At 70.9% G+C, this 22,973-nt stretch carries 17 protein-coding genes; 15 read left to right on the top strand and 2 right to left on the bottom strand.

The genetic code is table 11. The features are described 5' to 3' along the window. Window positions 1-2: 2 nt before the first annotated feature. The 3 genes from ACTWPT_RS02530 (at window position 3) to ACTWPT_RS02520 (ending at window position 4,216) form a co-directional block, all read left to right on the top strand. Window positions 3-1,595: a GMC family oxidoreductase gene (locus ACTWPT_RS02530; RefSeq protein ID WP_443175569.1), complete on the top strand. Its 1,593-nt coding sequence runs from the start codon at window positions 3-5 to the stop codon at window positions 1,593-1,595. A 102-nt stretch (window positions 1,596-1,697) separates the two neighbouring features. Beyond that, entirely contained in the window at window positions 1,698-2,780 is a 1,083-nt protein-coding gene (locus tag ACTWPT_RS02525) for an IS701 family transposase (protein WP_443175568.1), read from the top strand. Beyond that, window positions 2,759-4,216 (top strand): ATP-binding protein, encoded by a 1,458-nt coding sequence (locus tag ACTWPT_RS02520; protein WP_443175567.1) that lies wholly within the window; start codon window positions 2,759-2,761, stop codon window positions 4,214-4,216. The genes ACTWPT_RS02525 and ACTWPT_RS02520 overlap by 22 nt, the downstream gene beginning before the upstream one ends. Here ACTWPT_RS02520 and ACTWPT_RS02515 read toward each other — a convergent pair. Next, complete coding sequence (locus ACTWPT_RS02515) at window positions 4,201-5,829, bottom strand: FAD-dependent oxidoreductase (RefSeq protein ID WP_443175566.1); 1,629 nt, start codon at window positions 5,827-5,829, stop codon at window positions 4,201-4,203. The genes ACTWPT_RS02520 and ACTWPT_RS02515 overlap by 16 nt on opposite strands. Before the next feature lie 151 nt (window positions 5,830-5,980). On the opposite strand from ACTWPT_RS02515, the gene ACTWPT_RS02510 reads away from it, so the two are divergent. The 8 genes from ACTWPT_RS02510 to ACTWPT_RS02475 are packed head-to-tail and all read left to right on the top strand — an operon-like array spanning window position 5,981 to window position 15,147. Next, window positions 5,981-6,805, top strand: coding sequence for a type 1 glutamine amidotransferase domain-containing protein (locus ACTWPT_RS02510; RefSeq protein WP_443175565.1), 825 nt, complete (start codon window positions 5,981-5,983; stop codon window positions 6,803-6,805). A 3-nt stretch (window positions 6,806-6,808) separates the two neighbouring features. Then, window positions 6,809-8,398 (top strand): thiamine pyrophosphate-binding protein, encoded by a 1,590-nt coding sequence (locus tag ACTWPT_RS02505; RefSeq protein ID WP_443175564.1) that lies wholly within the window; start codon window positions 6,809-6,811, stop codon window positions 8,396-8,398. Between the two features lie 10 nt (window positions 8,399-8,408). Beyond that, window positions 8,409-10,805 (top strand): DJ-1/PfpI family protein, encoded by a 2,397-nt coding sequence (locus tag ACTWPT_RS02500; RefSeq protein WP_443175563.1) that lies wholly within the window; start codon window positions 8,409-8,411, stop codon window positions 10,803-10,805. A gap of 1 nt (window position 10,806) precedes the next feature. Beyond that, window positions 10,807-11,148 (top strand): STAS domain-containing protein, encoded by a 342-nt coding sequence (locus tag ACTWPT_RS02495; RefSeq protein ID WP_443175562.1) that lies wholly within the window; start codon window positions 10,807-10,809, stop codon window positions 11,146-11,148. Then, entirely contained in the window at window positions 11,145-13,160 is a 2,016-nt protein-coding gene (locus tag ACTWPT_RS02490; RefSeq protein WP_443175561.1) for a glycogen debranching protein, read from the top strand. The genes ACTWPT_RS02495 and ACTWPT_RS02490 overlap by 4 nt, the downstream gene beginning before the upstream one ends. Before the next feature lie 16 nt (window positions 13,161-13,176). After that, window positions 13,177-13,482: an anti-sigma factor antagonist gene (locus ACTWPT_RS02485; protein WP_305919856.1), complete on the top strand. Its 306-nt coding sequence runs from the start codon at window positions 13,177-13,179 to the stop codon at window positions 13,480-13,482. Continuing rightward, complete coding sequence (locus tag ACTWPT_RS02480; RefSeq protein ID WP_443175930.1) at window positions 13,482-13,952, top strand: ATP-binding protein; 471 nt, start codon at window positions 13,482-13,484, stop codon at window positions 13,950-13,952. The genes ACTWPT_RS02485 and ACTWPT_RS02480 overlap by 1 nt, the downstream gene beginning before the upstream one ends. After that, window positions 13,918-15,147 carry a PP2C family protein-serine/threonine phosphatase gene (locus tag ACTWPT_RS02475; protein ID WP_443175560.1) on the top strand — a complete coding sequence of 410 codons (1,230 nt, stop codon included), beginning with the start codon at window positions 13,918-13,920 and terminating at the stop codon, window positions 15,145-15,147. Before ACTWPT_RS02480 ends, ACTWPT_RS02475 begins: the two co-directional genes overlap by 35 nt. A gap of 38 nt (window positions 15,148-15,185) precedes the next feature. Here the strand turns inward: ACTWPT_RS02475 and ACTWPT_RS02470 are convergent, their stop codons facing one another. Further along, window positions 15,186-16,514 carry a hypothetical protein gene (locus ACTWPT_RS02470; protein ID WP_443175559.1) on the bottom strand — a complete coding sequence of 443 codons (1,329 nt, stop codon included), beginning with the start codon at window positions 16,512-16,514 and terminating at the stop codon, window positions 15,186-15,188. A 174-nt stretch (window positions 16,515-16,688) separates the two neighbouring features. On the opposite strand from ACTWPT_RS02470, the gene ACTWPT_RS02465 reads away from it, so the two are divergent. The 4 genes from ACTWPT_RS02465 to ACTWPT_RS02450 all read left to right on the top strand — a co-directional run bounded on the left by ACTWPT_RS02465 (window position 16,689) and on the right by ACTWPT_RS02450 (window position 22,964). Next, window positions 16,689-17,498, top strand: a complete 810-nt coding sequence (locus tag ACTWPT_RS02465; protein WP_443175558.1) for a helix-turn-helix transcriptional regulator — start codon at window positions 16,689-16,691, stop codon at window positions 17,496-17,498. Window positions 17,499-17,649: 151 nt separating this feature from the next. Beyond that, window positions 17,650-20,667 carry a type I polyketide synthase gene (locus ACTWPT_RS02460; protein WP_443175557.1) on the top strand — a complete coding sequence of 1,006 codons (3,018 nt, stop codon included), beginning with the start codon at window positions 17,650-17,652 and terminating at the stop codon, window positions 20,665-20,667. A 139-nt stretch (window positions 20,668-20,806) separates the two neighbouring features. Then, window positions 20,807-21,742, top strand: coding sequence for a hypothetical protein (locus ACTWPT_RS02455; RefSeq protein ID WP_443175556.1), 936 nt, complete (start codon window positions 20,807-20,809; stop codon window positions 21,740-21,742). Between the two features lie 223 nt (window positions 21,743-21,965). Further along, window positions 21,966-22,964, top strand: a complete 999-nt coding sequence (locus ACTWPT_RS02450; RefSeq protein WP_443175555.1) for an alcohol dehydrogenase catalytic domain-containing protein — start codon at window positions 21,966-21,968, stop codon at window positions 22,962-22,964. Window positions 22,965-22,973 lie beyond the last annotated feature (9 nt).

Genomic DNA, 22,973 nt, shown 5'->3' with positions numbered 1-22,973 from the left:
CCGTGGCAGACAGCTACAGGTACATCGTCATCGGCGCAGGCGCGGCCGGATCAGTGCTCGCGGCCCGGCTCAGCGAGGATCCCGGCGCCTCCGTGCTCCTTCTGGAGGCCGGCGACGCGCCCGTCACCGACGCGGTCACGACGCCGTGGCGGTGGAACGAGGTCCTGCTGACCGACCTGGACTGGGCGTACATGAGCGAGCCGCAGCCGGGCCTGGACGGCACACGCGTCTACTCGGCCGCCGGCCGGGGCCTGGGCGGCACCTCGAACATCTACCACATGATGCACACCAGGGGCCGCCCGCAGGACTACGACGGCTGGGCCCGCCGGGGCTGTCCCGGCTGGTCCTTCGACGACGTGCTGCCCTACCTGCAACGACTGGAAGACCAGCGGGACGGGCACAACCCGCTGGCCGGCAGGGGCGGCCCGATGACCGTGGCCGACGCGGCCGAGACGGGCAACCCGGTCTCGCAGACGTTCATCGAGGCCTGCGCCGAACTTGGTTACCCGCGGCTGGACGACTTCAACGCGGGCCTGTCCGGCGCCGGCTGGCATCACGTGAACATCAAGGAGGGGCGGCGCTGGGGCGCCCGCGAGGCCTATCTCGATCCCGCGCTCGGCCGGCCGAACCTCACCGTGCTGACCGCCGCCATGGCCGCCCGGCTGCTGTTCGAGGGGACGCGCTGTGTCGGCGTGGAGTACGTGCGCGACGGCGCCACGCGCACGGCGCGGGCCGAGGCCGAGGTCGTGGTGTGCGCGGGTGCGATCCAATCACCCAAGCTGCTGCTGCTGTCCGGTCTGGGGCCGGCCGGCGACCTGACCGGCCTGGGCATCCCGGTCGTGGCCGACCTGCCCGGCGTCGGGGCCAACTTCCACGACCACCCTCTGGTCATCGGGCCGATCGGCTACATGGCCAAGCCCGGCGACGACCCGCGCGGCCAGGTGACCGAGGTCGCGTTGTTCTGCGGGTCGGAGGAGGGGCTGCAGGTGCCTGACCTGGAGATCGCGCTGGTGCACCGGGCGCCGTTCGGCGAGAAGTTCTTCGCCAACGTCATCCGCCGCGTGCAGACCGGCCAGCCGGTCGCGCCGGTGCGGGAGCTGGTGGACCCGCACGTGATCCTGAGCCTGTCCGGCCTGATGGGACCGGTCTCGCGAGGATGGGTACGGCTGGCCGGGACCGACCCCACCGCCTATCCGAGGATCAACGCCAACTACTTCGGCGACCCGTACGACCTGGAGCGCACGGTCACGGTCGTGGAGATCGCCAGGGAGGTCTACCGCACCAAGGCGTTCGCCGACGGCTGGGGGCTCTCCGAGGTGGCGCCGGGGCCCGACGTGACCACCCGCGACGAGCTGCGCGCCTGGGTGAAGGCCAACACCGGGTCGTACTACCACTTCGCCGGCTCCTGCCGGATGGGCACGGACGACGCGGCCGTGGTCGACCCCATGCTGCGCGTGCGCGGCGTCGAGGGGCTGCGCGTGGCCGACGCCTCGGTCATGCCCTCGCTGGTCAGCGCGCATCCGCACACCACGGTCGTGATGATCGGCGAGCGTGCGGCCGACTTCGTCGCGGGCGCGGCCGGCCCGTCCTCATAAATAGAACTGAGAGTGCCAGCACAAACCGCTCCTGTCATCTCGTCCGGCGTATTTCCATAATGAAAGAAAGGGGGACGTTCGGATTTTATAGGGGTTGGTCCTATGGCCATCTACTCGGATTTGGATACACGGGAGATTTGGCTCTCTCCTTTCTGCGAGGATCTATTCTCATCCTTCCTCCGCTCCGACCAGCGCAGATGGGGCGAGGTCTACGTCCAGGGACTGATCTCGGTCCCCGGCCGCAAGTCGATTCGCCGGATCTCCACCGAGGTGGTGGGGGAACCTGTCGACCAGTGCCTGCAACAGTTCATCAACCAGAGTCCCTGGGACTGGGCACCGGTGCGGCAGCGCCTGGCCCAGTTCCTCGTCGAGGCCATCCGCCCGAAGGCCTGGGTGCTGGAAGAGGTGGTGTTCCCGAAGAACGGCTCCAAGTCGGTGGGCGTGGCGCGACAGTTCGTCCCCTCGGCGGGGCGGCTCATGAACTGCCAGCTCGGCCTGGCCGTCGTTATGGTGGGAGACGAGGGCGGCTGCCCCGTGAATTGGCGGCTGCTGCTCCCCCGCTCGTGGGACGACGACGCCGGCCTGCGTAGCCGGACCCGTCTGCCCGAGCACGAGCGCAGCAGGCCGCACTGGCGCCACCTGCTCCAGGCCATCGACGAGATGGTGCTCGATTGGGGGCTGCCGCCCGCGCCCGTCGTGGTGGACGGCAGGGCGATGCCCGGCGTGGAGTTCCTGCTCGCCGGGCTCGCCGAGCGCGGACTGCCCTATCTCGTACGGGTCTCGCCCGGAACCATGCCGGCCGCCGGGCCCGGCCTGCCCGCGCGCCCGGTGCCGGAGCCGGCCAGGCCGCGACTGCACGTGGTGCCGGCGCAGGTGGGCCCGCGCCCGCACGGGCCGGGCCAGAACTGGCGTCCCCGATCGGGCCGAGCTCCGGCACGGACGATGTGGCTCACCGACCTGGGGCGCAACCGGGTCCCGGACCTGGCCGGGCTGGTCAGGATGCGCAACAGGGCGGCGGCCGTCATGAACGCGGTCGCCGCCGAGTCGGGCCTGCAGCACTTCGAAGGCCGCTCCTATCAGGGCTGGCATCACCACGTCACGCTGGTGTCAGTGGCCCACGGCTACCGGCAGCTGCGCGGCCTGGCCGGGCAGGAGGAGGAACTGTGCCTGCGCCCGCATGGCTGACTGACCGGCTCGCCGGCGTCGAGCTGTTCGCCGGGTTGTCCAGGGAGCAGCTCGACTGGCTCGCGCGCACGGGGACGGTCAAGGACCTCTCCGACGGGGAGGTGCTCTTCGTCGAGGGCGCGCCGGCGGACGCCTTCTTCGTCCTGCTGGACGGCGAGATCGTGGTCTCCAAGCTGGTCGGCGGCCGCGAGCAGGTGCTCGCCCGGCACGTCGGCGACACGCTGGAGCACCAGTTCATCGGCGAGCTACCACTGCTCACCAGTGACGAGTACCTGGCAACCGCGCTGGCCGTGGGGCCGAGCTCCGGTGCGCGGGTGGTGGTCTACGACAAGAGCGCGTTCTTCGACATGCTGGAGCGCTGCCCGCAGGTGTGCCGGATGTTGCTGCCCGTGCTGGCCGGGCGCATCAACGCCATGGAGCGTCAGGCCGGCCGCAGCCGCATGCTGGAGGGGCTGGGCATGCTGGCGGCGGGCCTGGCCCACGAGCTGAACAACCCCGCCGCGGCAGCGGTGCGGGCCACGCGTGAGCTACGCGGCCTCGCGCCCCGGCTGGCCGCGGCCGCGGTCGAGTGGGGCCGCACCGCCGAGCACTCCGAACTGCTGCTCCTGGAGCGGATCCAGGAGCGGCTCGACCCGGCAGAGCCGGATCCGCGAAGCGAGGACGTCCGTCTCGGCCCGCCGGCCAGGCGCGGGCGGGACCCTCTGGCCGAGGCGGAAGCGGCCGACGACGTCGCGGACTGGCTACGCGAACGCGGCCTCGGCGAGCTCGCCGAGCTCTGCGACGACCTGGCCGAGCACGGCGTGGACCGCGCCGCGCTCGACGAGCTGGCCGCGGGGATGCGGCCCGGCGTCCTGATCACGGCGCTGGCGTACCTGGCGCCGGCGCTGCGGGCGGCGACGCTCGCCGGCGACGCCGCCGAGGCGTCCGAGCGAGTGGTGGAGCTGGTACGGCGCACCTCCTCCTATACCAACCTGGACCGCGCTCCCGAGCGGGAGGCCGACCTCCGCGAGGGGCTGGAGGCCACGCTCGCCCTCATGGCGCCCAAGCTGCGCAACGTCCGCGTGCGCCGCGAGTACGGTGGCCTGCCCGACCTCCGGGCCTTCCCCAGCGAGCTCAACCAGGTCTGGACCAACCTCATCGACAACGCCGTGGACGCCATGGGCGGCGAGGGCGAGCTGACGATCAGCACCAGGCGCGAGGGCGACCACGCCGTGGTGGAGTTCCGCGACAGCGGCCCCGGCATCCCCGCCGACGTGCTGCCGATGGTGTTCCAGCCCTTCTTCACCACCAAGGACCTGGGCAAGGGAACCGGCCTCGGGCTGCACGTCAGCATGGACATCGTGGCGCAGCGGCACGGCGGCTCGATGGAGGTGACTTCGCGGCCCGGCGACACGCGTTTCGTGGTCCGGCTCCCGCTGTCTCAGCTCTCCGAGTGATAGCGATGGATCATCGACACCGCCATCGCGCCCTCACCGACGCCCGACGCCAGCCGCTTGATCGAGCCGGCGCGCGCGTCTCCGGCCGCGAACACGCCGGGCACGCTCGTCTCCAGCAGCAGCGGCGGCCGCGGCAGGTCCCAGGCGGGTAGCTCGGTGGCCGGACCGAGGTCCGGGCCGGTCAGCAGAAACCCGCGACTGTCCCTGCGCACCAGGCCGTCCAGCCACTCGGTGCGCGGGCGGGCGCCGATGAAGACGAAGACGTGCTCGGCGTCGTGCGTGGTCAGCCTCCCCGTCGCGGTGTCGCACAGCGTGATGCGCTTCAGCCGGTCCGAGCCGTCGGCCGCGACCACGCGGGTGGTGGTCATGACCGTGATGTCGCCGTTCGCGGCGATCTCGTCCACGAGGTAGGCGGACATGCCGCTGTCCAGGCTGCCGGCGCGCACCACCATGGTGACGTGGCTGGCGTGGCGGGCGAAGTGCAGTGCCGCCTGGCCCGCGGAGTTGGCGCCGCCGACGATCCACACGTGCCGCCCGGCGCAGGACTCGGTCTCCGTCAGCGCCGCGCCGTAGTAGATGCCCGCCCCTTCGAAGCGGCTCGCGCCCTCGGCGTCGAGGCTGCGGTAGGAGAGCCCGGTGGACAGCAGCACGGTGGCTGCGGTGATCTCCTTGCCGTCGGACAGGCGCAGCACGCAGGCCCGCCCGTCCCGGCTCAGCCGCTCGGCCTCGACGGGCGCGAGCACGTCCACGCCGAACCTGCGTGCCTGGGCCATCGCGCGGCTGGTCAGGTCGACGCCGGAGATGCCGGAGGGGAAGCCCAGGTAGTTTTCGATTCTGCTGGACGTGCCGGCCTGGCCGCCCGGCACGTACGCCTCGATCAGCAACGTCGTCATGCCCTCGGAAGAGGCGTAGACCGACGCGGCCAGCCCCGTCGGGCCTCCGCCGACGATCGCCACGTCGTAATGCGGGTGGCTGAGCTCCATGGCCAGGCCGAGCGCCTCCACCACGTCACCGTGCCCCGGGCGGGCCAGGCGTCGCCCGTCGGGCAGCACCACCTCGGGCAGCGAGGCGTCGCCCGGCGTCCCCTCCTCGAACCTGAACGGCAGCCGGTAGCGGGTGAGCAGGTCGCGCAGCCGGTGCGTGGCCGGTGCGAAGCGGTGGCCGACCAGCCGGATGCCCTGGTACGGCGGCTCGTAGGCGGACTCCCAGTCCGACAGCAGGTCGTCGAGCACGGGATAGAGCCGCTCCTCCGGCGGCTCCCACGGCTTGACCAGGTAGTGGTCGAGCCGCACCTCGTTGATCGCCGAGATGGCGACACTGGTGTCGGCGTAGGCGGTCAGCAGTACGCGGCGGGCCGCGGGGAAGCGCCGGCCGGCCTCCACCAGGAACTCGATCCCGGTCATCTCGGGCATCCGCTGGTCGGACAGGATCAGCGCGGCCTCCTCGCCGCGCTCGCGCAGCGCGTCGAGGACGCGCAGGGCCTCGATCGGCGACCTCGACGCGAGCACCCGGTAGCGCTCCTGGTAGGCGCGCGACAGATCGCGCCGCACCGCGCGGAGCACGTGGTCGTCGTCGTCGACGGCCAGCAGAACGGGCCGGTGCTGCTCGGGCATCACAAGCCTCCAGAATCGGCTGCCGACCATTCTGCCGCCATTTCCGGGACCGTGCCCCGACACCTGACGAAGTGCGGGTGAATTTCATTGACTTGACGGAATAGGCAGGCCGGCCTTGTCCGCGAATCTCGCCTATTGCTCCAATTAACGCATGACGCGCACCATTCTTATTATTCTCTCCGAGTACGGATATTGGGGAGAGGAACTCGTCGGCCCGCTGGCCGCCTTCGATCGGCAGGGCTACCGGAGCGTGTTCGCCACCCCCACCGGCAAGCGGGCGCGGGCGCTGCCCCCCAGCCTCGACCCGGGGTACATCGACCCGCCGCTGGGCCGCTCGGTGACCACGCCCGAAGTGGCCGTGGCGGCCAGACAGCTGGACGAGTCGGACCGGTTGGACGCGCCGCTCAGCCTGGCCGACTGGATTCCCGAGCGGCCCTACAACAGCGAGGACGGATATCTCAGGAAGGTCGAGGGCTACTACCGGGAGCTCGGCCGGCTGGACCGGGACGTCGAGCAGTACGACGCGCTGGTCATCGTGGGCGGCAGCGGCCCGATCGTGGACCTGGCCAACAACGGGCGGGTGCACGACCTGATCCTCGCCTTCGTGCGGGCCGGCAAGCCGGTGCTCGCCGAGTGTTACGGCATCGCCTGCCTGGCCTTCGCCCGCGACTGGGAGGACCGCACGAGCATCCTGCGGGGTAAGCACGTGACGGGCCACTGCAAGGAGTACGACTACAAGGACGGCACCGGCTTCCTGGGCGTCGACTTCAACATGGGGCCGCCGCCGTATCCGCTGGAGTACATCCTGCGCGACGCCACCGCTCCCGACGGCCGCTACCACGGCAACGTGGGCAAGGAGACGTCGGTGATCGTGGACTATCCCTTCGTGACCGGCCGGTCGACCCCGGACTCCTACCTGTCCGGCGAGAAGCTGGTCGAGGTGCTCGAGTCCGGCCTGCGCCGCTACGGCTGGTGACCCATGGCCGCCCGTCCCGCCAAGAAGGCGATCTTCGAGCAGTTCGCGGCCGACGGCCTCACGCTGATGGTCGGCAACCCGGGCACGGTGGAGCAGGGCTTCCTGGACGTGCTGGAGGAGACGCCGGGCTTCAGGTATGTGCTGGCCCTGCAGGAGTCCGCGGCGGTCGGCATCGCCGACGGCTACGCGCGGGCCACCGGTGGCCCGGCGCTGGTCCAGCTGCACAGCGGGGTCGGCCTCGGCAACGGCGTCGGCCTGCTCTACCAGGCCAAGCGCGGCCACTCGCCGCTGGTGGTGATCGCCGGCGAGGCCGGCGTGCGGTACGAGGCGCTGGACGGCCAGATGGCGGTGGACCTGGTGGCGATGGCCCGCCCGGTCACCAAGCAGGCCATGAGGGTGACGCATCCGGGCTCGGTGCTCCGGGTGCTGCGTCGCGCGATCAAGACCGCGATGACGCCGCCGCGCGGGCCGGTCTTCGTGGCCCTGCCGATGGACGTGCTCGACGAGGACACCGACGAGCCCGCCGTGCCCAGCACGATCCCCAGCCGGGCCACGCTGCCGGTCGCCGGGGAGCTGGAGCGGGCCGCGGCCGCGCTGCGTGGCGCCCGCCGGCCGGTGGTGCTGGCCGGCGACGGGGTGGCGGTGTCCGGCGCCCAGGAGGAGCTGGCCAGGACGGCCGAGGCGCTCGGCGCCCCGGTGTGGACGGTGAACTCCTCGGAGCTGAACATCGACACCACGCACCCGCTCTACCGGGGTGACCTGGGGCACATGTTCGGCGAGCACAGCGCCGCCGCGGTGGCCGGGGCCGACGCCGTGCTCGTGGTAGGGACGTACCTCTTCCCCGAGGTGTTCCCGCTGCTGACCAGCCCCTTCCAGGAGGGGGTCGCGATCGTCCACGTCGACCTGGACGACTACGAGATCGCCAAGAACTTCCCCGTCGACGTCGCGCTCGTCGCCGACCCCAAGCCGACCCTCGCGGCGCTGGCCGGCCTGCTCGGCCCGGCGCGCCCCGGGCCCGCCCGCGAGCCCGCCGAGCCGTACGGCGAGACGTTGATGGACGTGTTCGCGGCCGAGCTGGCGGCCCGGGCCCCGGACGAGCTGGTGATCTTCGACGAGGCGTTAACCGGCTCCCCCGCCCTGCTCAGGCAGCTGCCGCCGAGCCGCCCCGGCACCTACTTCCAGACCAGGGGCGGCTCGCTGGGCGTCGGCATTCCCGGCGCGATCGGGATCAAGCTGGCGCGTCCCGAGGCCGAAGTGGTGGCCTTCACCGGCGACGGCGGCAGCATGTACACCATCCAGGCCCTGTGGACCGCCGTCAGGTACGGCGTCGCCGCCCGGTTCGTGATCTGTGACAACCGCCGCTACCAGTTGCTCGACGACAACCTCGAGCAGTACTGGCGCGAGCGGGGCATCGTCTCGCACCCCCATCCCGAGGGCTTCGACCTGTCCCACCCCGAGATCGACTTCGTGCGGCTGGCCGCGAGCCTGGGAGTCCCCGGCGTCAGGGTGAGCAAGCCCGCCCAGGTGGAGGCCGCGGTCCAGCGGATGCTGGCGGCGCCGGGGCCGTTCCTCGTTGATCTGATTACCACCTGAGAGGTACATCGTGCGTGAGAAGCGACTGGCCGGGCGCACTGTCGCGATCCTGATGGAGAGCGACTTCGTCGAGCAGGAGTTGCACTATTACCAGCGGCGCTTCGCCGAGGAGGGGGCGCGAGTCCAGTTCCTCACCCGGTTGTGGGGCCAGGACTCGCTGACCTTCCACGGCCACGAGTACAAGATGCCGTTCACCGTGACGGGCGACCTGGAGCGCGCCGATCTGAGCGAGATCGACGTGCTGATCGTGCCGTCCGGGATGGTGTCGGACCGGTTGCGCTACAGCGAGGACGTCCACGAGCTCGCCCCCGCGGTCCGGCTGCTGAAGGACGCCTTCGACGACCGCCGGATCATCAAGGGGATCATCTGCCACGGGCTCTGGCTGGCCGCGCCCATCGCCGGCGCGGTCGAGGGCCGGCGCGTGACCTGCCACAACAACCTGGTCGCGGACGTGCGGAACATGGGCGCCGTCTACACCGACCAGGACGTGGTGGTGGACCGCGACCTGGTGACCGGCCGCACCGCCGAGCACTGCGCCGCCTTCGCCCGCATGATCATCGATCTGGTGGCGGCCGATGGGACCGCCGAGACGGCCTACCGGCCCGACTTCACCTTCTCCGACCTGGTGGCCGGCTACGTCACCGGTTTCGACCACGGCGAGATCAGGCTGCGTACCAACGACGGGCGGCCGATGCGGGTGCGCCTCACCGGCACCACCTCGGCCGAGTTCGTGCGCAACCTGGCCGAGCCGTACGTGGACGCCTCGGCACACCTGGAGCAGCTGCTCACGCCGGGCACCTACGTGTTCGTCAAGGGGATCTTCTACTACGAGAACGGCTCCCACACGATCGAGGCCAAGGCGCTAACCTTCCTCGGCAGGCAGCCGGGACAATACGCCTTCGAGCAGCCCGACTGGTGGGTCAAGCAGATTCGCGAGCTGGGCCGGTTCTACCGCAAGGCCCAGTTCGGGGCCGACGGGCCGATCGACTACTCGGCCTACCGGACGATGCTGCGGCTGGGCGGCGACAAGGCCGACGGGTATGTGCAGGAGACCGACACGATCTCCCGGCTGGTGTACGGCATGTCCTCGGCGTACATGCTCACCGGCGAGGAGGACTTCCTGGAGGTGGCCGAGCAGGGCACCGCCTACCTGCGCGAGCACATGCGCTTCGTGGACCGCGACGAGGACGTCGTGTACTGGTACCACGGCATCGACGTGCGCGACGGGACCGAGCGCAAGCTGTTCACCTCGGAGTTCGGCGACGACTACGACGCCATCCCGATGTACGAGCAGATCTACGCCCTGGCCGGCCCCACGCAGCTCTACCGGCTGACCGGCGACCCGCGCATCGCCGCCGACATCGACGGCACGCTGCGGCTGTTCGCCAAGTTCTTCCACGACCCCGACAAGGGCGGGTATTTCTCGCACATCGACCCGATCCTGCTCAACCCGCATCACGAGTCGCTGGGCCCGAACCGGTCGAGGAAGAACTGGAACTCCGTCGGCGACCACGCGCCCGCCTACCTCATCAACCTGCTCCTGGCCACCGGCGAGGACCGGCACGCCGACATGCTCGAGGAGACGTTCGATCTCATCGTCGAGCACATGCCCAGGAAGGACAGCCCCTACGTGCAGGAGCGTTTCCACGCCGACTGGACGCCGGACACCACCTGGCACTGGCAGCAGGACCGGGCGGTGGTGGGGCACAACCTCAAGATCGCCTGGAACCTCATGCGGATGATGTCGATCCGGCCCAAGGACCGCTACCGGACGCTGGCCACCGAGATCGGCGAGAAGATGCCGGCCCTCGGCAGCGACCCGCAGCGCGGCGGCTGGTACGACGTCGTCGAGCGCCGGCTCGCGCCGGGCCAGCACGTGCACCGGTTCGTCTGGCACGACAGGAAGGCCTGGTGGCAGCAGGAGCAGGCGATCCTCGCCTACCAGATCCTGGCCGGACTGAGCGGCGAGGAGGGGTTCCTGCGCAGGGCGCGGGAGTCGGCCGCCTTCTACAGCGCCTTCTTCCTCGACCACGACGAGGGCGGCGTGTACTTCAACGTGCTCGCCAACGGCTACCCGTACCTGCTCGGCAACGAGCGGTTCAAGGGCAGCCACTCCATGAGCATGTGCCACGCGGCCGAGCTGTGCTTCCTGGCGACCGTCTACCAGCGGCTCCTGATCGACAGGCTGCCGCTGACGCTGTGGTTCAAGCCGCGGCCGGACGGGTTCCGCGACCGGGTGCTGCGGGTCTCGCCCGACGCGCTCCCGCCCGGCAGGGTGCGCCTGGACTGGGTGGAGGTGGACGGCTCGCCGTACCAGCTGTTCGACGCCGCGGCGATGACCGTCAAGCTGCCCGACTCCGCCTCGGCAGTGACGGTACGCGCCCACCTCGCTCCGGTGGAGGAATGACATGACCATGAACCTGCGGAAACAGCTGCGCGGCAGGGTCACCGTCATCAGCATGGACGGCCGTCTTGACAGCGAGACCGCGCCCCGCGTCCAGCAGGAGCTGCAGGCTCTCTTCCCTGAGGAGGGCCAGGTCGTGCTGGACCTGAGCCACACCCTGTACATGTCCAGCGCCGGGCTGCGGGTGCTGCTGCTGATCTATCGGCAGGCGCAGCGCAGCACGGTGCGCCTGGCGCTCACCGGGCTGGCTCCCGACGTGCGGGCGATCATGGACGCGACGGGCTTCCTCGGGTTCTTCACCGTAGTGGAGTCGATCGAAGAGGGCGTGGAGGCGTTGACTGTATGACCATCCTGGAGCCGATCGACGCCTACCCCACGCAGCGGATCGCCGGGTTTCCCGTGCGCGCGGGGCGGTCGCTGCCGTTCGGCGCCACGCGGGTGCCCGGGGGCGTCAACTTCTCTGTCTACTCCAACCACGCCACGTCCGTGACGCTGGTGCTCTACCGGGAGGGGGAGCCCGAGCCGATGGCCGAGCTGCCCTTCCCGGAGTCGTTCCGAGTGGGCAGCGTCTACGCGATGACCGTGTTCGGCCTCGACGTCGAGGGCTTGGAGTACGGCTACCGCGTGGACGGACCCCACCTGCCGTGGCGCGGCCACCGCTTCGACCCTGACGTCGTGCTCAGCGATCCGTACGCCAGGATGCTGACCGGCCACGGACCGTACCGGCACCGCTCGCGGGTCGCGCTCGACGACTTCGACTGGGAGGACGACCGCCCGCCGCACGTGGCACATGACGACCTGGTGATCTACGAGCTGCACGTGCGCGGGTTCACCAGGCATCCGTCCTCGGGAGTGTCGGCGCCCGGCACGTACGCGGGCCTGGTGGAGAAGATTCCCTACCTGCGGGAGCTAGGGGTCAACTGCGTCGAGCTGATGCCGGTGTTCGAGTTCGACGAGACCGACAACGTGTTCACGGGGGCTAATTACTGGGGATACAGCCCGATCGGGTTTTTCGCACCGAAGGCGTCCTACGCGGTCACCGGCCGGGAGCACATGCAGGTCGACGAGTTCAAGCACCTCGTCAAGGAGATGCACCGGGCGGGCATCGAGGTGCTGCTCGACGTGGTGTTCAACCACACGGCAGAGGGTGATGAGCGCGGGCCGTCGATCAGCTTCAAGGGGCTGGACAACGCCACGTACTACATGCTCACGCCCGACGGCTACTACTACAACTTCAGCGGCACCGGCAACACGCTCAACTGCAACCACCCGGTGGTGCGCGGGTTCGTGCTCGACTGCCTGCGTTACTGGGCGGCCGAGTGCCACGTGGACGGGTTCAGGTTCGACCTGGCGGCCATACTCGGGCGGGGTTCCGACGGTGAGTTGCTGCACAACCCGCCGCTGCTGGAGTCGCTGGCCTACGACCCGGTGCTGCGCGACCGCAAGCTGATCGCGGAGGCCTGGGACGCGGCCGGGCTCTATCAGGTGGGCAGCTTCCCGCACTACAGCAGGTGGTCGGAGTGGAACGGCCGCTACCGCGACACGGTGCGCAGGTTCGTCAAAGGCGATCTCGGCGTCACCGGGGAGCTGGCCACCCGCATGATCGGCTCGCCCGACATGTACAGCCGCCGCGGCACTGCCGCCACGGTCAACTTCGTCACCTCGCACGACGGGTTCACCCTGCGGGACCTGGTCTCGTACGACCACAAGCACAACGAGGCCAACGGCGAGGGCAACAGGGACGGCGACGACGGCAACCACTCGTGGAACTGCGGGCAGGAAGGCGACACCGGCGACCCGGCGGTGCTGGCGCTGCGCGCCCGGCAGCAGCGCAACGCGCTCCTGCTCCTGCTGGCCAGCCGGGGCGTGCCGATGCTGCTGGCCGGCGACGAGATCGGGCGCACGCAGCGCGGCAACAACAACGCCTACTGCCACGACGGGCCGCTCACGTGGCTCGACTGGCGGCTGCTGGAGGAGAACGCCGACCTGTTCCGCTTCACCCGGCGCGCCATCGCATTCCGCCGGGCGCACCCGGTGCTGCGGGGCGGCTCACCTGCCTCGGTGCACTGGCACGGCGTGCGCGCCTGGTCGCCGGACTGGTCGGCGCACTCGCGGGTGCTGGCCGCGATGTTCGACGGAGGCGGGGACGACTGCGTGTACGTGGCCGCCAACGCCCACTGGGAGCCGCACACGCTGGAGCTCCCCGATGCGCCCCGCGGGCAGACCTGGCATCTGTTCGCCGACACCGCCGCCGCCCCGCCGATGGACGCCTTCGAGCCGGACGCCGAGCCGCCGCTGGCCAACCAGTCACACCTGGTGGCCGGCCCCAGAAGCGTCACGATCCTGGTCACGCACTAGTGAAGGGAAGCATGTCATGGCATTCAACATGAAGATGAACGTGGAGGGCGACACCGCCACGATCCGGCTGGCCGGTGAGCTCGACGGCAGCACCGCGCCCCAGCTCAACGACCTCGTGACACAGGCCGTAGGGCGGCAGGTGGGAAAGCTGGTCCTGCTCCTCGACGAGTTGACGTACATGTCGTCGGCCGGCGTGCGCTGCCTGGTGTTCGCGCATCAGAAGCTGCCGCACGGCTCGGAGATCACCCTGGTGGGAACCAAGCCGGAGGTGGCGGAGACGATCCGGCTCACCGGCTTCGACCGCAGCATCGTGATGCAGTGATGCTCGACTGGCGGCTCAAGAAACGGCTCAAGATAGATGCTCAGCACACGTCCTTGCCGGGCGTGGTGGCCGATTTCATCGAGGCGCTGGCAGACGAGGCGGGACTGACCTCCCGCCAGGCCTACTGGCTGCGGCTGGCCACGGACGAGATCACCACGAACATCGCCCAGCACGGCTACCGCGGAGGAGCGGGGGTCGTGGACCTGTCCGGCGCGATCGAGCACGACCGGCTGCGGGTCAGCATCGAGGACGACGCGCCGCGGTTCGACCCCACCTGCTACGACCCCGCGCCGCGGCTGGCGCTGCCGCCCGGGCAGCGCGAAGAAGGCGGTTACGGACTGCTCCTGGCCATGGGCAAGGTCGACGAATTCCACTACGAGTACGTCGGCGGCCGCAACCGCAACACCCTGATCATGCGATTGCTTGGAGGCTCGAATGCCCACGGCCCTGGTGGTCGCCGAACCGGGTAAGCCCGCGTCCCCGGCGGTGCTCGAATTGGACGGAGCGCTGCGCCAAGAGGGCTTCGAGGTCCAGCACGTCGTCCCGGACGCCCTGGTGCTGCAGCACCCCCACCCCGATCTGCTGCTGATCTCGGCCGCCCTCGGGCTGCAGCGCATGGCGCTGGTGAGCCAGCGGTTCCTGGTGGACGGGCGGATGCCCACCATCGTGGCCTTTCCCGACGACGACCTCGCCGCCCTGGAGGAGTGCGTACGCGGCGGTTTCGACTTCGTGACCCGCCCCTTCCTGCCCAGCTTGCTGCGCAGCAGGGCGAACTCCTGCTGGGAGCGGTGGCAGCTGAGCACCACGGTCGAGGAGATGGCGGCCCTGGCCAGCCTGCGGGAGTACGAGCGGGAACTACGCATCGCCCGCGATATCCAGGCGGGGTTCCTGCCGGAGTCGATGCCCATGCTGGACGGCTGGGAGATCGCGGCCAGCTTCCGTCCGGCCCGGCAGGTGGCCGGCGACTTCTACGACGTGTTCACCCTCGTCAACGGGCGCAAGCTGGCTCTGGTGGTGGCCGACGTGTGCGACAAGGGCGTAGGCGCGGCGCTGTTCATGGCCTTGATCAGGACCTTGCTGCGGCACACGGCCGAGCACACCGGGATCGTCCAGGATGTCGGCGACGACGCCGCGATGGCCCTGAACGATGCCACGGGCGACACGGCGCTGCCGCTGCTGTCGCTGGGCGCGGGGCCGCTCATTCAAGCGGTGGTCGGGACCAACCGGTACATGGCGCGCAACCACCTGAAGCAGGCGTACTTCGCCACGATGTTCTTCGGTGTGCTCGACCCGTGGTCCGGGGACCTGCTCTACATCAACGGGGGGCACAATCCACCGATCGTCGTGCACGCCGACGGCCGGCAGACGTTGCTGCCGCCGACGGGACCGGCGGTCGGCATCCTGGCCGACAGCTCGTACACGCTGGGGCACGTGCAGCTCGGCCCTGGCGACGCGTTGTTCGCCTACACCGACGGCGTTGTGGAGGCGAGGAACGCCGCGCACTCCCTGTACGGCACCGCCCGCCTTCAGGAGGTGCTGGCCGGGACGGGGGCGCACGCGCAGGACCTGCTCGCGGCGGTGGACACGGCCGTGCGGGGTTTCGTGGGCACCGCCGAGCAGTCCGACGACATCACGACCCTGGCACTGACCAGGAACCTGGTTTGACGCGACGAGCGCCGGCTCCAGCGCCCCATCCCCCGGCGTCAGGCGGCCAGCAGCGACATCGCGAGGGCGACGTCCCAGCCGGAGCCGGGCTCGCCTCTGTGGAAGCCGGCCGCCAGCAACGTCGCCTCACCCGCCCGGCCCGCCAGCAGCAGCGCGTCGATCAGGCAGGCCGTCAGGTGCGGCGGCAGCCAGGGCGGGCCCGCCTCCATTCCCCCGGCGGTGAGGGCGAGCGCGCGCCGCAGGTGGAAGACCGCCTCCTCGGGGCGGGTCCGGAGGGTCGCCATGGCCTGCGCCGCGTGCACGAACAGGGCGGTCTCCCGGTCCGGCCGCTCGATCGCGCCGGCGTCCTTGGCGGGCCGGCCGGTCAGCGCCAGGATCCACGCCCGGTAGGCCAACAGGAGCGGCCGGGGCCTGGGCCCGGCGGCGACGGCGGCACGCAGCAGGAACTCGGCGGCGCCCGCCGGCCCGCCCGGCCCGCGGGTGAGGTTGACGGCGCGGGCGAGCGCCAGGTGCGGCGTGCTCTGCACGACGCCGTCCGGCAGCGAGTCCAGGAACGCCATGCTGTCGCGCCCCCTGCCGCGCAGGAGCAGCAGGTGGGCCAGCGGCACGGAGACGGCGTGGCCCTCACCGCACCAGACCGCCGCCTTGCACAGCTCGAAGGCCCGGTCGAAGGCCAGGGACGCCCACGCCTCCCGCGTCGCGTTCACCAGGCGCGGGGTGGCCGAGGCCGGATCCGGCGGGGGCGGCCACTCGGTGGCGCACTGGAACTCCCACCCGGCCACGCCGCGGGTCAGGCGCTCGCTCAACCCGCGCCCGACCAGGAACTCGCGCAGCAGGCCGGGATTGCCGCCGGTCGCCGCGTGCAGGGCATCGGCGGTAGCCTGCCGCACGTGCCCGCCGGCCAGCCCGGCCAGCAGAGCGCTCACCTCATCGGCCGTGAACGGGGGCACGTCGACGATGTGCGCGCCCGGCTCGAACCGGAGGCAGTCCACCGGATCCGGACGCCGTGCCGCGGGGCCCGACACCGTGGTGACCAGCAGCCTGGCGTGCGGGCTTCGGCCGACGGCCGCGCGCAGCGCGAGCAGGCTCTCGTCGTCGCTCGCCTGCGCGTCGTCCATGACCAGCAGCAACGGGCGGTCTCGGGGGACCGCCTGCACGCGGGCGGCGATCTCGCCGGCGCCGTCCCTGGGGCCCAGCAGGACGGTCTCGTAGCGGGCCACCTCACCCGATTCGAGCACGTGCTCGACCAGCCGGGTACGCCCGGCGCCAGGCTCACCGGTGACGATTATGGGACCGCCATCGGCGGCTCGAAGGACTGACCCAATCGCGGCGAGCTGTTCACGCCGCCCGACGAAATACCAGTTCATTCCGTGAATCCTTAAGAGAGAAATTTCAGAATTCATCTTTTGAGTACAGTGCCGTAATGTCAACGCCAAATTGACGAAATCAGCGTCTCGTGACAAACATTCGTCAACGCTCCTAGACTCAGGGACAAACTGGCCGATCTGCATGCGCAGCCGGGGGAATCCAGGGGGGCGCTTGTGTCAGGCGACAGCTGGAGTCGTCAGGAGCTCGCGCGGTTCTTACGGAGCAGGCGAGCACGGGTGATGCCGCGGAACGTGGGGCTCCCCGAGGGAGTGGGCCGCCGTACGAAGGGGCTGCGTCGCGAGGAGGTGGCGGTGCTCGCCGGCCTGAGCCCGACCTGGTACACCTACCTCGAGCAGGGCCGTGACATCAACCCCTCCGTCCAGGTGCTCGACAGCCTGGCTCGGGTGCTCGACCTCACCGAGGACGAGCGCCGTTACCTCCACACACTGGTGCACGGTCAGGTGACCAACCCGCAGCCGCTCGATGGGCAACAATGGACGGGCGACGTGATGGGGCCGCTGATCAGGCTGATGGACGACAGCGAGTATCCGGTATACGCCGCTGACATCCACTGCGACCTGACCGCCTGGAACACTGCCGCCGCCGAATGGTACGACGACTGGGGCAGCTACGACCCCGAGCACCGCAACATGCTGCGCTGGCTGCTGGTCTCGCCGAAGGCCAAGGAGCGACTGCCCGACTGGGAGGACGTCACGAGCGACGTCGTCGCCCGATGGCGCTCGGAGCTGGCCAGGTGGCCGCACGACGAGCGGCTGACGGCGAGGATCGCCGAGTTCAACCGGCTGAGCCCCCTGTTCGCCTCCCTGTGGCGCAGGCACGAGGTGCTGGAGCACCGTACCCTCACCCGCCGTTTCCGCCATCCCCGGCTGGGCCTGCGGACGCTGCGCATGGCTCTGATGGTGACCCCGGATGAGCCTTTGGTCGGGCTCGTCATCCATTTCCCGGCGCCCGCGGACGAATAGCGCTTTTCTCTGTCCACGTATTTCGTCACCTATTAATTGACACCCACGTGGCGTGACCCGGACCTTAGGTCATGTCATGGAGCCAATCGACGAGTGCGCCCGGGCGTCACCGAATTCATCGATGACCAAGGCGCGGACGGGGACGGGACTCATGCATGTGAATCGCGAGCGAGATCCCATAGCGATGGTGGGCGCCGCCTGCCGGCTGCCAGGCGCGGAGAGCCCGGCGGACCTGTGGCAGATCGTCAGCGGTGGCCGGGACGCGATCGGCACGATCCCTCAGGAGAGGTTCGACCTCGGCGCGACCCCTGGCCGACGGCCGGAGGTCCTGGAGGGCGCGGGCGGCTACCTGGACGACATCGCGGGGTTCGACTCCCGCTTCTTCGGCGTCACGCCGTTCGAGGCCCTGCGGATGGACCCGCAGCAGCGGATCCTGCTCGAGGTCACCTGGGAGGCGCTGGACGACGCGGGTATCCCGGCAGGGAGCCTGGCCGGGAGCTCCACGGGCGTCTACACGAGCCTGCTGCCCTCGGGCTACTGGGACCTCCTGCGCAGCGCGGGCATGTACGACATGCACGCCGCGCTTGGGGCCGCCGTCAGCGGCATCTTCCCCGGGCGCATCTCTACCAAGCTCGACCTGCGCGGCCCCAGCATGGGAGTGGAGGCCGCGTGTGCGACGTCGTTGATGGCGGTGCACGTGGCCTGCCGGGCGCTGTGGTCGGGCGAGATCGACCTGGCCATCGTGGGCGGCGCCAACCTGCAGATCGTGCCGGACCTGTATTTCGCGCTCGCCGACGCCGGGGTGCTGTCCAGCTCGGGGCGGTGCCGGTTCGGCGACGTGTCAGGCGACGGGTACGTACGCAGCGAGGGTGTGCTGGCCGTGATACTCAAGCCGCTGTCGCGCGCTGTGGCCGACGGCGACCGCCCGTACGCGGTGATCCTGGGCAGCGCCGCCACCCATGACGGCCGCACCGGCGGCTCGATGGTCGCCCCGGGGCTGGAGGGCCACGAGACGATGCTGCGCAGCGCGTACGCCGACGCCGGCGTCTCTCCCGGCGACGTCGACTACGTCGAGGCGCACGGGCCCGGCACCCACGTGGGAGACCCGACCGAGCTGGCGGCCCTGGACGTGGTCATGCGGGAGGGCCGCGATCCCGGGCAGCGCTGCCTGGTCGGGTCGGTCAAGTCCAACATCGGGCACACCGAGTTCGTGTCGGGGCTGGCGGGGCTGCTCAAGACGGCTCTGGCGCTCCGGCACCGCACCATACCGCCGACCCTGCACGTGGAGGAGCCGCACGCCGTCGTGCGGCGGCCGACCGCGGCCATCGAGCTCGCGCTGCGCGGGCAGGACTGGCCGGAGCGGGAGGGGCCGGCCCTGGCGGGCGTCAGCTCTTTCGGCATGTCGGGCGCCAACATCCACCTCGTGCTCTCCGAGGCGCCCGGGCCGGCGCACCCGGCGAGCACGCGGACCCGATCGCACTACGTCCTGCCGCTGTCGGCGCGGGACCCGCGGGCGCTCGACGCGCTCGCCGGCGCCTACGCCGACCTGCTCGACGCCGGACTCGACGTCGGGGACCTTTGCTTCAGCGCGGGCGCCAGGCGCACGCACCACGAGTACCGGCTGGCCGCGGTCGCCGAGGACGTGCGGTCCCTGGCCGGCTGCCTGCGCGAGCTCCGCGCGAGCACACAGGACGGCGGGCGCTCTCCGATCGTGAGCTCGCCGGGCGACGGGCGGTCCGGGCTCGTGAGCGAGCCGGGCGATGGGCGGTCCAGGCTCGTGAGCGGGCACCGCGTCACCAAGGAGCCGAAGGTCGTGTTCGTGTTCCCCGGCCAGGGCGGCCAGTGGGCCGGCATGGGCCGGCAGCTGCTCGCCGCCGAGCCCGCTTTCGCCCGGCGGCTGCGGCAGTGCGCCCGTGCGGTGGAGGCCGAGCTCGGCTGGTCGCCCGTGGACGTCCTGGTGCGCGGGGAGCGGCTGGCGCGCGTGGACCAGATCCAGCCCACTCTGTGGGCGATGCAGGTGGCGCTGGCCGCCGTCTGGCGTGAGTGGGGCATCGACCCCGACCTGCTCATCGGCCACAGCATGGGCGAGATCGCCGCGGCCGTCACCGCAGGAGCGCTCAGTGTGGCCGACGGCGCCGCCGTCGTGGCCAGGAGGAGCCGGCTGCTGCGTGAGCTGCCCGCCCCGGGCGCCATGTGGGCAGTGGGGCTCGGGGAGGAGGCGGCCCGCCAGGCCATCGGCGAGCACGCCGGCCGGGTGTGCGTGGGGGTGGTCAACAGCGGCCACTCCACGGTGCTGTCCGGCGATCCCGTCGCGCTGGAGCGGGTGGTCGAGCCGCTGCGCCGCCGCGGCGTGTTCTGCCGCCAGGTGGACGTGGACTACGCCTCACACGCGCCACAGGTGGAGCCGGTACGCGAGGCGCTGCTGGACGCGCTGTCCGGCATCCGGCCGTCCCCCTGCGCCGTGCCCATCCACTCCAGCGCGTGGGACCGGGTGGTCGACGGCGCGGAACTGGACGCCGGCTACTGGTTCGAGAACCTGCGGCTGCCCGTCCGATTCGCGGACGCCACCCGCGCCGCACTCGCCGGCGACCGTCCCACGGTGTTCATCGAGATGAGCCCGCACCCGGTGCTGCAGTCCTCGCTGGAGGACGAGGTCGAGGCGGCCGGCGCGGCCGCCGCCGTCGTGTCCTGCCTGCGGCGGGACGATCAGGAGGCGGCCGCTCTGGCGGCCGCGCTCGGCCAGGCGTACGTGCTGGGCTGCCGCCCCCGCTGGGACCGCGTCTACCCCGGCGGCGGGTACGTCCGTCTCCCCAACTACCCCTGGCAGCGGCGGCGCTTCTGGCCCGGCTCGGCCACGACCGCGATCCCGCCCGAGACCGCCCACGAGCCCGGCCCCGGGCGCGGGGAGCGCCCTGACCTGGCCGGCGTGCCGGAGACCGAGCTGGCGGCGCTGATCGCCGACCTGGCGGCGCAGGTCCTGGCGGTGCCCGGGCACGAGATCGGCGTCGACGTGCCGCTCACGCTGCTCGGGCTGGACTCCGTGCTGGCCACCAGGTTCCGCGAGCGGATGCGGCGGGAGCTGGGCGTGGACGTGCCGGTCCGCCTCCTCCTCGGCCCCGGGACGCTGCTCGACCTCACCACCGAATTACGGACGGCCGCGGTGCGCTGATCGGCGTTCGGAAAACGCTATTCGGAAACGAGGCTCCGCCACATGCGGAGCCTCGTTTCGCTCATCTGAAGGTGGTATTCCGACTACTAGCACTAACTGATTCTGGGGTTTTCTTGTCAAGAGCCGGAGGATACGTGGCATGGTGACAGCCGTGGTGCAAGCTCTGGCCGGTACCGCGCTCGTGGTGGCGGTGTGGCTGAGCGTGGTGCTGACCGTGTTCACCCCCCGGGGCAGACCGACCCGGCTTGTCCGCTGCGTCCTGCGGACGTTCGCCGGCCCCCTTCTCGCGGTGGGCGGCCGGCTCCCGACCGCCCTCCGCGAGCCGCTGCTCGACCTGTGCGGGCCACTGGCCGTCCTCAGTGTGGCCGGGATCTGGCTCGGCGCGTCGTCCGCCGGGTTCGCGCTGCTGGACGGGACGCCGCTGCGCGCGGCCGAGTGGACCTCCAGGCTCGTGCTGGTGGCGGCCATCACGACGTACCTGGTGCGCTTCGCCTCCGCCTACGGCCGCCGGGAGCGGCTCGTCGCCAGGCTGGCGGGCAGCGTGTGCAACCCGCGCGACGCCGAGACGCTGCTCGCGGTCTACCTCAAGACCGGCTCGCGCGACCACCTCGACACCCTGTTCGCCGAGTGGACGGGGTGGATGACCGAGGTGGAGCACTCCCACCTGGCCCACCCGGCGCTCACCTTCCGCCGCCCTGCGGGGGACCTGGACTGGCTCAAGGCCGCGGTCATCGTCCTGGACGTGGCCGCACTCATCGAGGCGCTCGCGCCGAGCTGGGCCCCCGCGCACACCAAGGCCCTGCTCATGACCGGGACGCGCTGCGTGCGCCGGCTGGCCGCCGGAATGTGCATCAGGCTGCCGCCCATCCCGGTGAGCTTGGAGGGGCGGGAGGAGCGCAACTTCTCCGACACGCTGCTGCTGGCGGGCGAGGCGGGGCTGCCGGCCGAGCGCGACGCGCAGGAGGCGTGGACGGTCTTCCAGGACCTCCGCACCGGGTACGCGCCCCTCGCCTACGCCATGGAGACCCGGCTGCGTTACGACCGGCCCGACGACCCGGACGACGTCGGCGACTGACGCTCGCGAGCGTCCCGGTGCCCGGTTGCTTGACGGCGATTCTCCCGGCCGCATGGAAACTCGTTATTCCCGTGGCCGCGGAATACCGCAGCGGAGTCGTTCGACGAGCGGCCGGCCGAGAAAGTCAGGACCCGGCCTGACAAAGCGTTAAGTCGGGGTGCCGCAAGTGCGTTCCCGATATTTATCGTGGGCCTTCTCACCTGTCCGCGCAAAGGAGGAAACCGTGCGCGCAGCAGTCATCACCGCACTCAATTCAGCATGGGAATTCCAGGACGTGGCCGATCCTGAGCCCGGGCCCGGCCAGGTCGTCGTGCGCATCCACGCGTGCGGCATGTGCTTCAGCGACGTGCTGGTTCACCGCGGCCACTGGCCCGTCCGCCTGCCGATCGTGCCCGGGCACGAGCCGGTCGGCGAGGTCGTCGCCCTCGGGCCCGGCACCACCACGCTTCGCGTGGGCGACCGGGTGGGCGTGTCGTGGAACCAGCGCGGCGAGGGTCGCTGCGTCCACTGCCAGAGCTGGCACCCGGTGGCCTGCGAGCACTTCCAGACCTGGATGGACCTCGGCGGCGGCTACGCCGACCTGATGCTGGCCTGGGAGTCCGGGTGCACGCTACTGCCCGAGGGCCTGGGCTACACCGACGCGGCCGTGGCCTTCTGCGCCGGGTTCACCTCGATGAGCGGCCTGCGCAACGCCGCACCCCAGCCGGGCGAGCGCGTCTGCGTGCTCGGCGTCGGCGGGCTCGGGCACATGGCGGTGCAGCTGGCCGCCGCGATCGGCCTGGAGACGGTGGTGCTGACCACCTCGCCCGACAAGGCCGAATACGCCAGGGAGCTGGGCGCGGCGGAGGGCGTCGTCGTGGGCGACGACCCCGGCAAGGCGCTGACCGACGCCGGCGGCGCCGACATCATCCTGGCCACGACCACCTCCGCCGACCTCGTCGCCCGCGTGCTGTCCGGCCTGCGCTACGGCGGCCGGCTGGTCACGATGGGCGTCACGGGACCGCTCAAGATCGACGACATGGCGACGCTGCTGTTCAAGCAGTGCTCCATCAAGGGCAGCACCCACAACAACCGCTCCGACCTGGTCGAGGTGCTCTCCCTCATGGCCGCGGGCAAGGTCAAGCCCCGCGTGGAGACCTATCCGATCGCCGAGATCAACGAGGTGCTCAAGCGCGTGGAAGCCGGCCAGGTTCGCTACCGCGCCGTGCTTCAACCCAACTGAGGAGGATTC

The organism is Nonomuraea sp. 3N208, assembly GCF_052245935.1.
Lineage (GTDB): Bacteria > Actinomycetota > Actinomycetes > Streptosporangiales > Streptosporangiaceae > Nonomuraea.
Note: the sequence above shows the minus strand (reverse complement) of the source record. Positions and strands in the feature narration are given on the sequence as shown.

What these genes read in the sequence shown, in the direction of transcription:
- ACTWPT_RS02490 (WP_443175561.1), top strand. Translation starts at nt 11,145, where the DNA reads ATGACCATCCTGGAGCCGATCGACGCCTACCCCACGCAGCGGATCGCC.
- ACTWPT_RS02470 (WP_443175559.1), bottom strand. Translation starts at nt 16,514, where the DNA reads ATGAACTGGTATTTCGTCGGGCGGCGTGAACAGCTCGCCGCGATTGGG.
- ACTWPT_RS02495 (WP_443175562.1), top strand. Translation starts at nt 10,807, where the DNA reads ATGACCATGAACCTGCGGAAACAGCTGCGCGGCAGGGTCACCGTCATC.
- ACTWPT_RS02505 (WP_443175564.1), top strand. Translation starts at nt 6,809, where the DNA reads ATGGCCGCCCGTCCCGCCAAGAAGGCGATCTTCGAGCAGTTCGCGGCC.
- ACTWPT_RS02455 (WP_443175556.1), top strand. Translation starts at nt 20,807, where the DNA reads ATGGTGACAGCCGTGGTGCAAGCTCTGGCCGGTACCGCGCTCGTGGTG.
- ACTWPT_RS02525 (WP_443175568.1), top strand. Translation starts at nt 1,698, where the DNA reads ATGGCCATCTACTCGGATTTGGATACACGGGAGATTTGGCTCTCTCCT.
- ACTWPT_RS02510 (WP_443175565.1), top strand. Translation starts at nt 5,981, where the DNA reads ATGACGCGCACCATTCTTATTATTCTCTCCGAGTACGGATATTGGGGA.
- ACTWPT_RS02485 (WP_305919856.1), top strand. Translation starts at nt 13,177, where the DNA reads ATGGCATTCAACATGAAGATGAACGTGGAGGGCGACACCGCCACGATC.
- ACTWPT_RS02515 (WP_443175566.1), bottom strand. Translation starts at nt 5,829, where the DNA reads ATGCCCGAGCAGCACCGGCCCGTTCTGCTGGCCGTCGACGACGACGAC.
- ACTWPT_RS02475 (WP_443175560.1), top strand. Translation starts at nt 13,918, where the DNA reads ATGCCCACGGCCCTGGTGGTCGCCGAACCGGGTAAGCCCGCGTCCCCG.
- ACTWPT_RS02480 (WP_443175930.1), top strand. Translation starts at nt 13,482, where the DNA reads ATGCTCGACTGGCGGCTCAAGAAACGGCTCAAGATAGATGCTCAGCAC.
- ACTWPT_RS02460 (WP_443175557.1), top strand. Translation starts at nt 17,650, where the DNA reads ATGCATGTGAATCGCGAGCGAGATCCCATAGCGATGGTGGGCGCCGCC.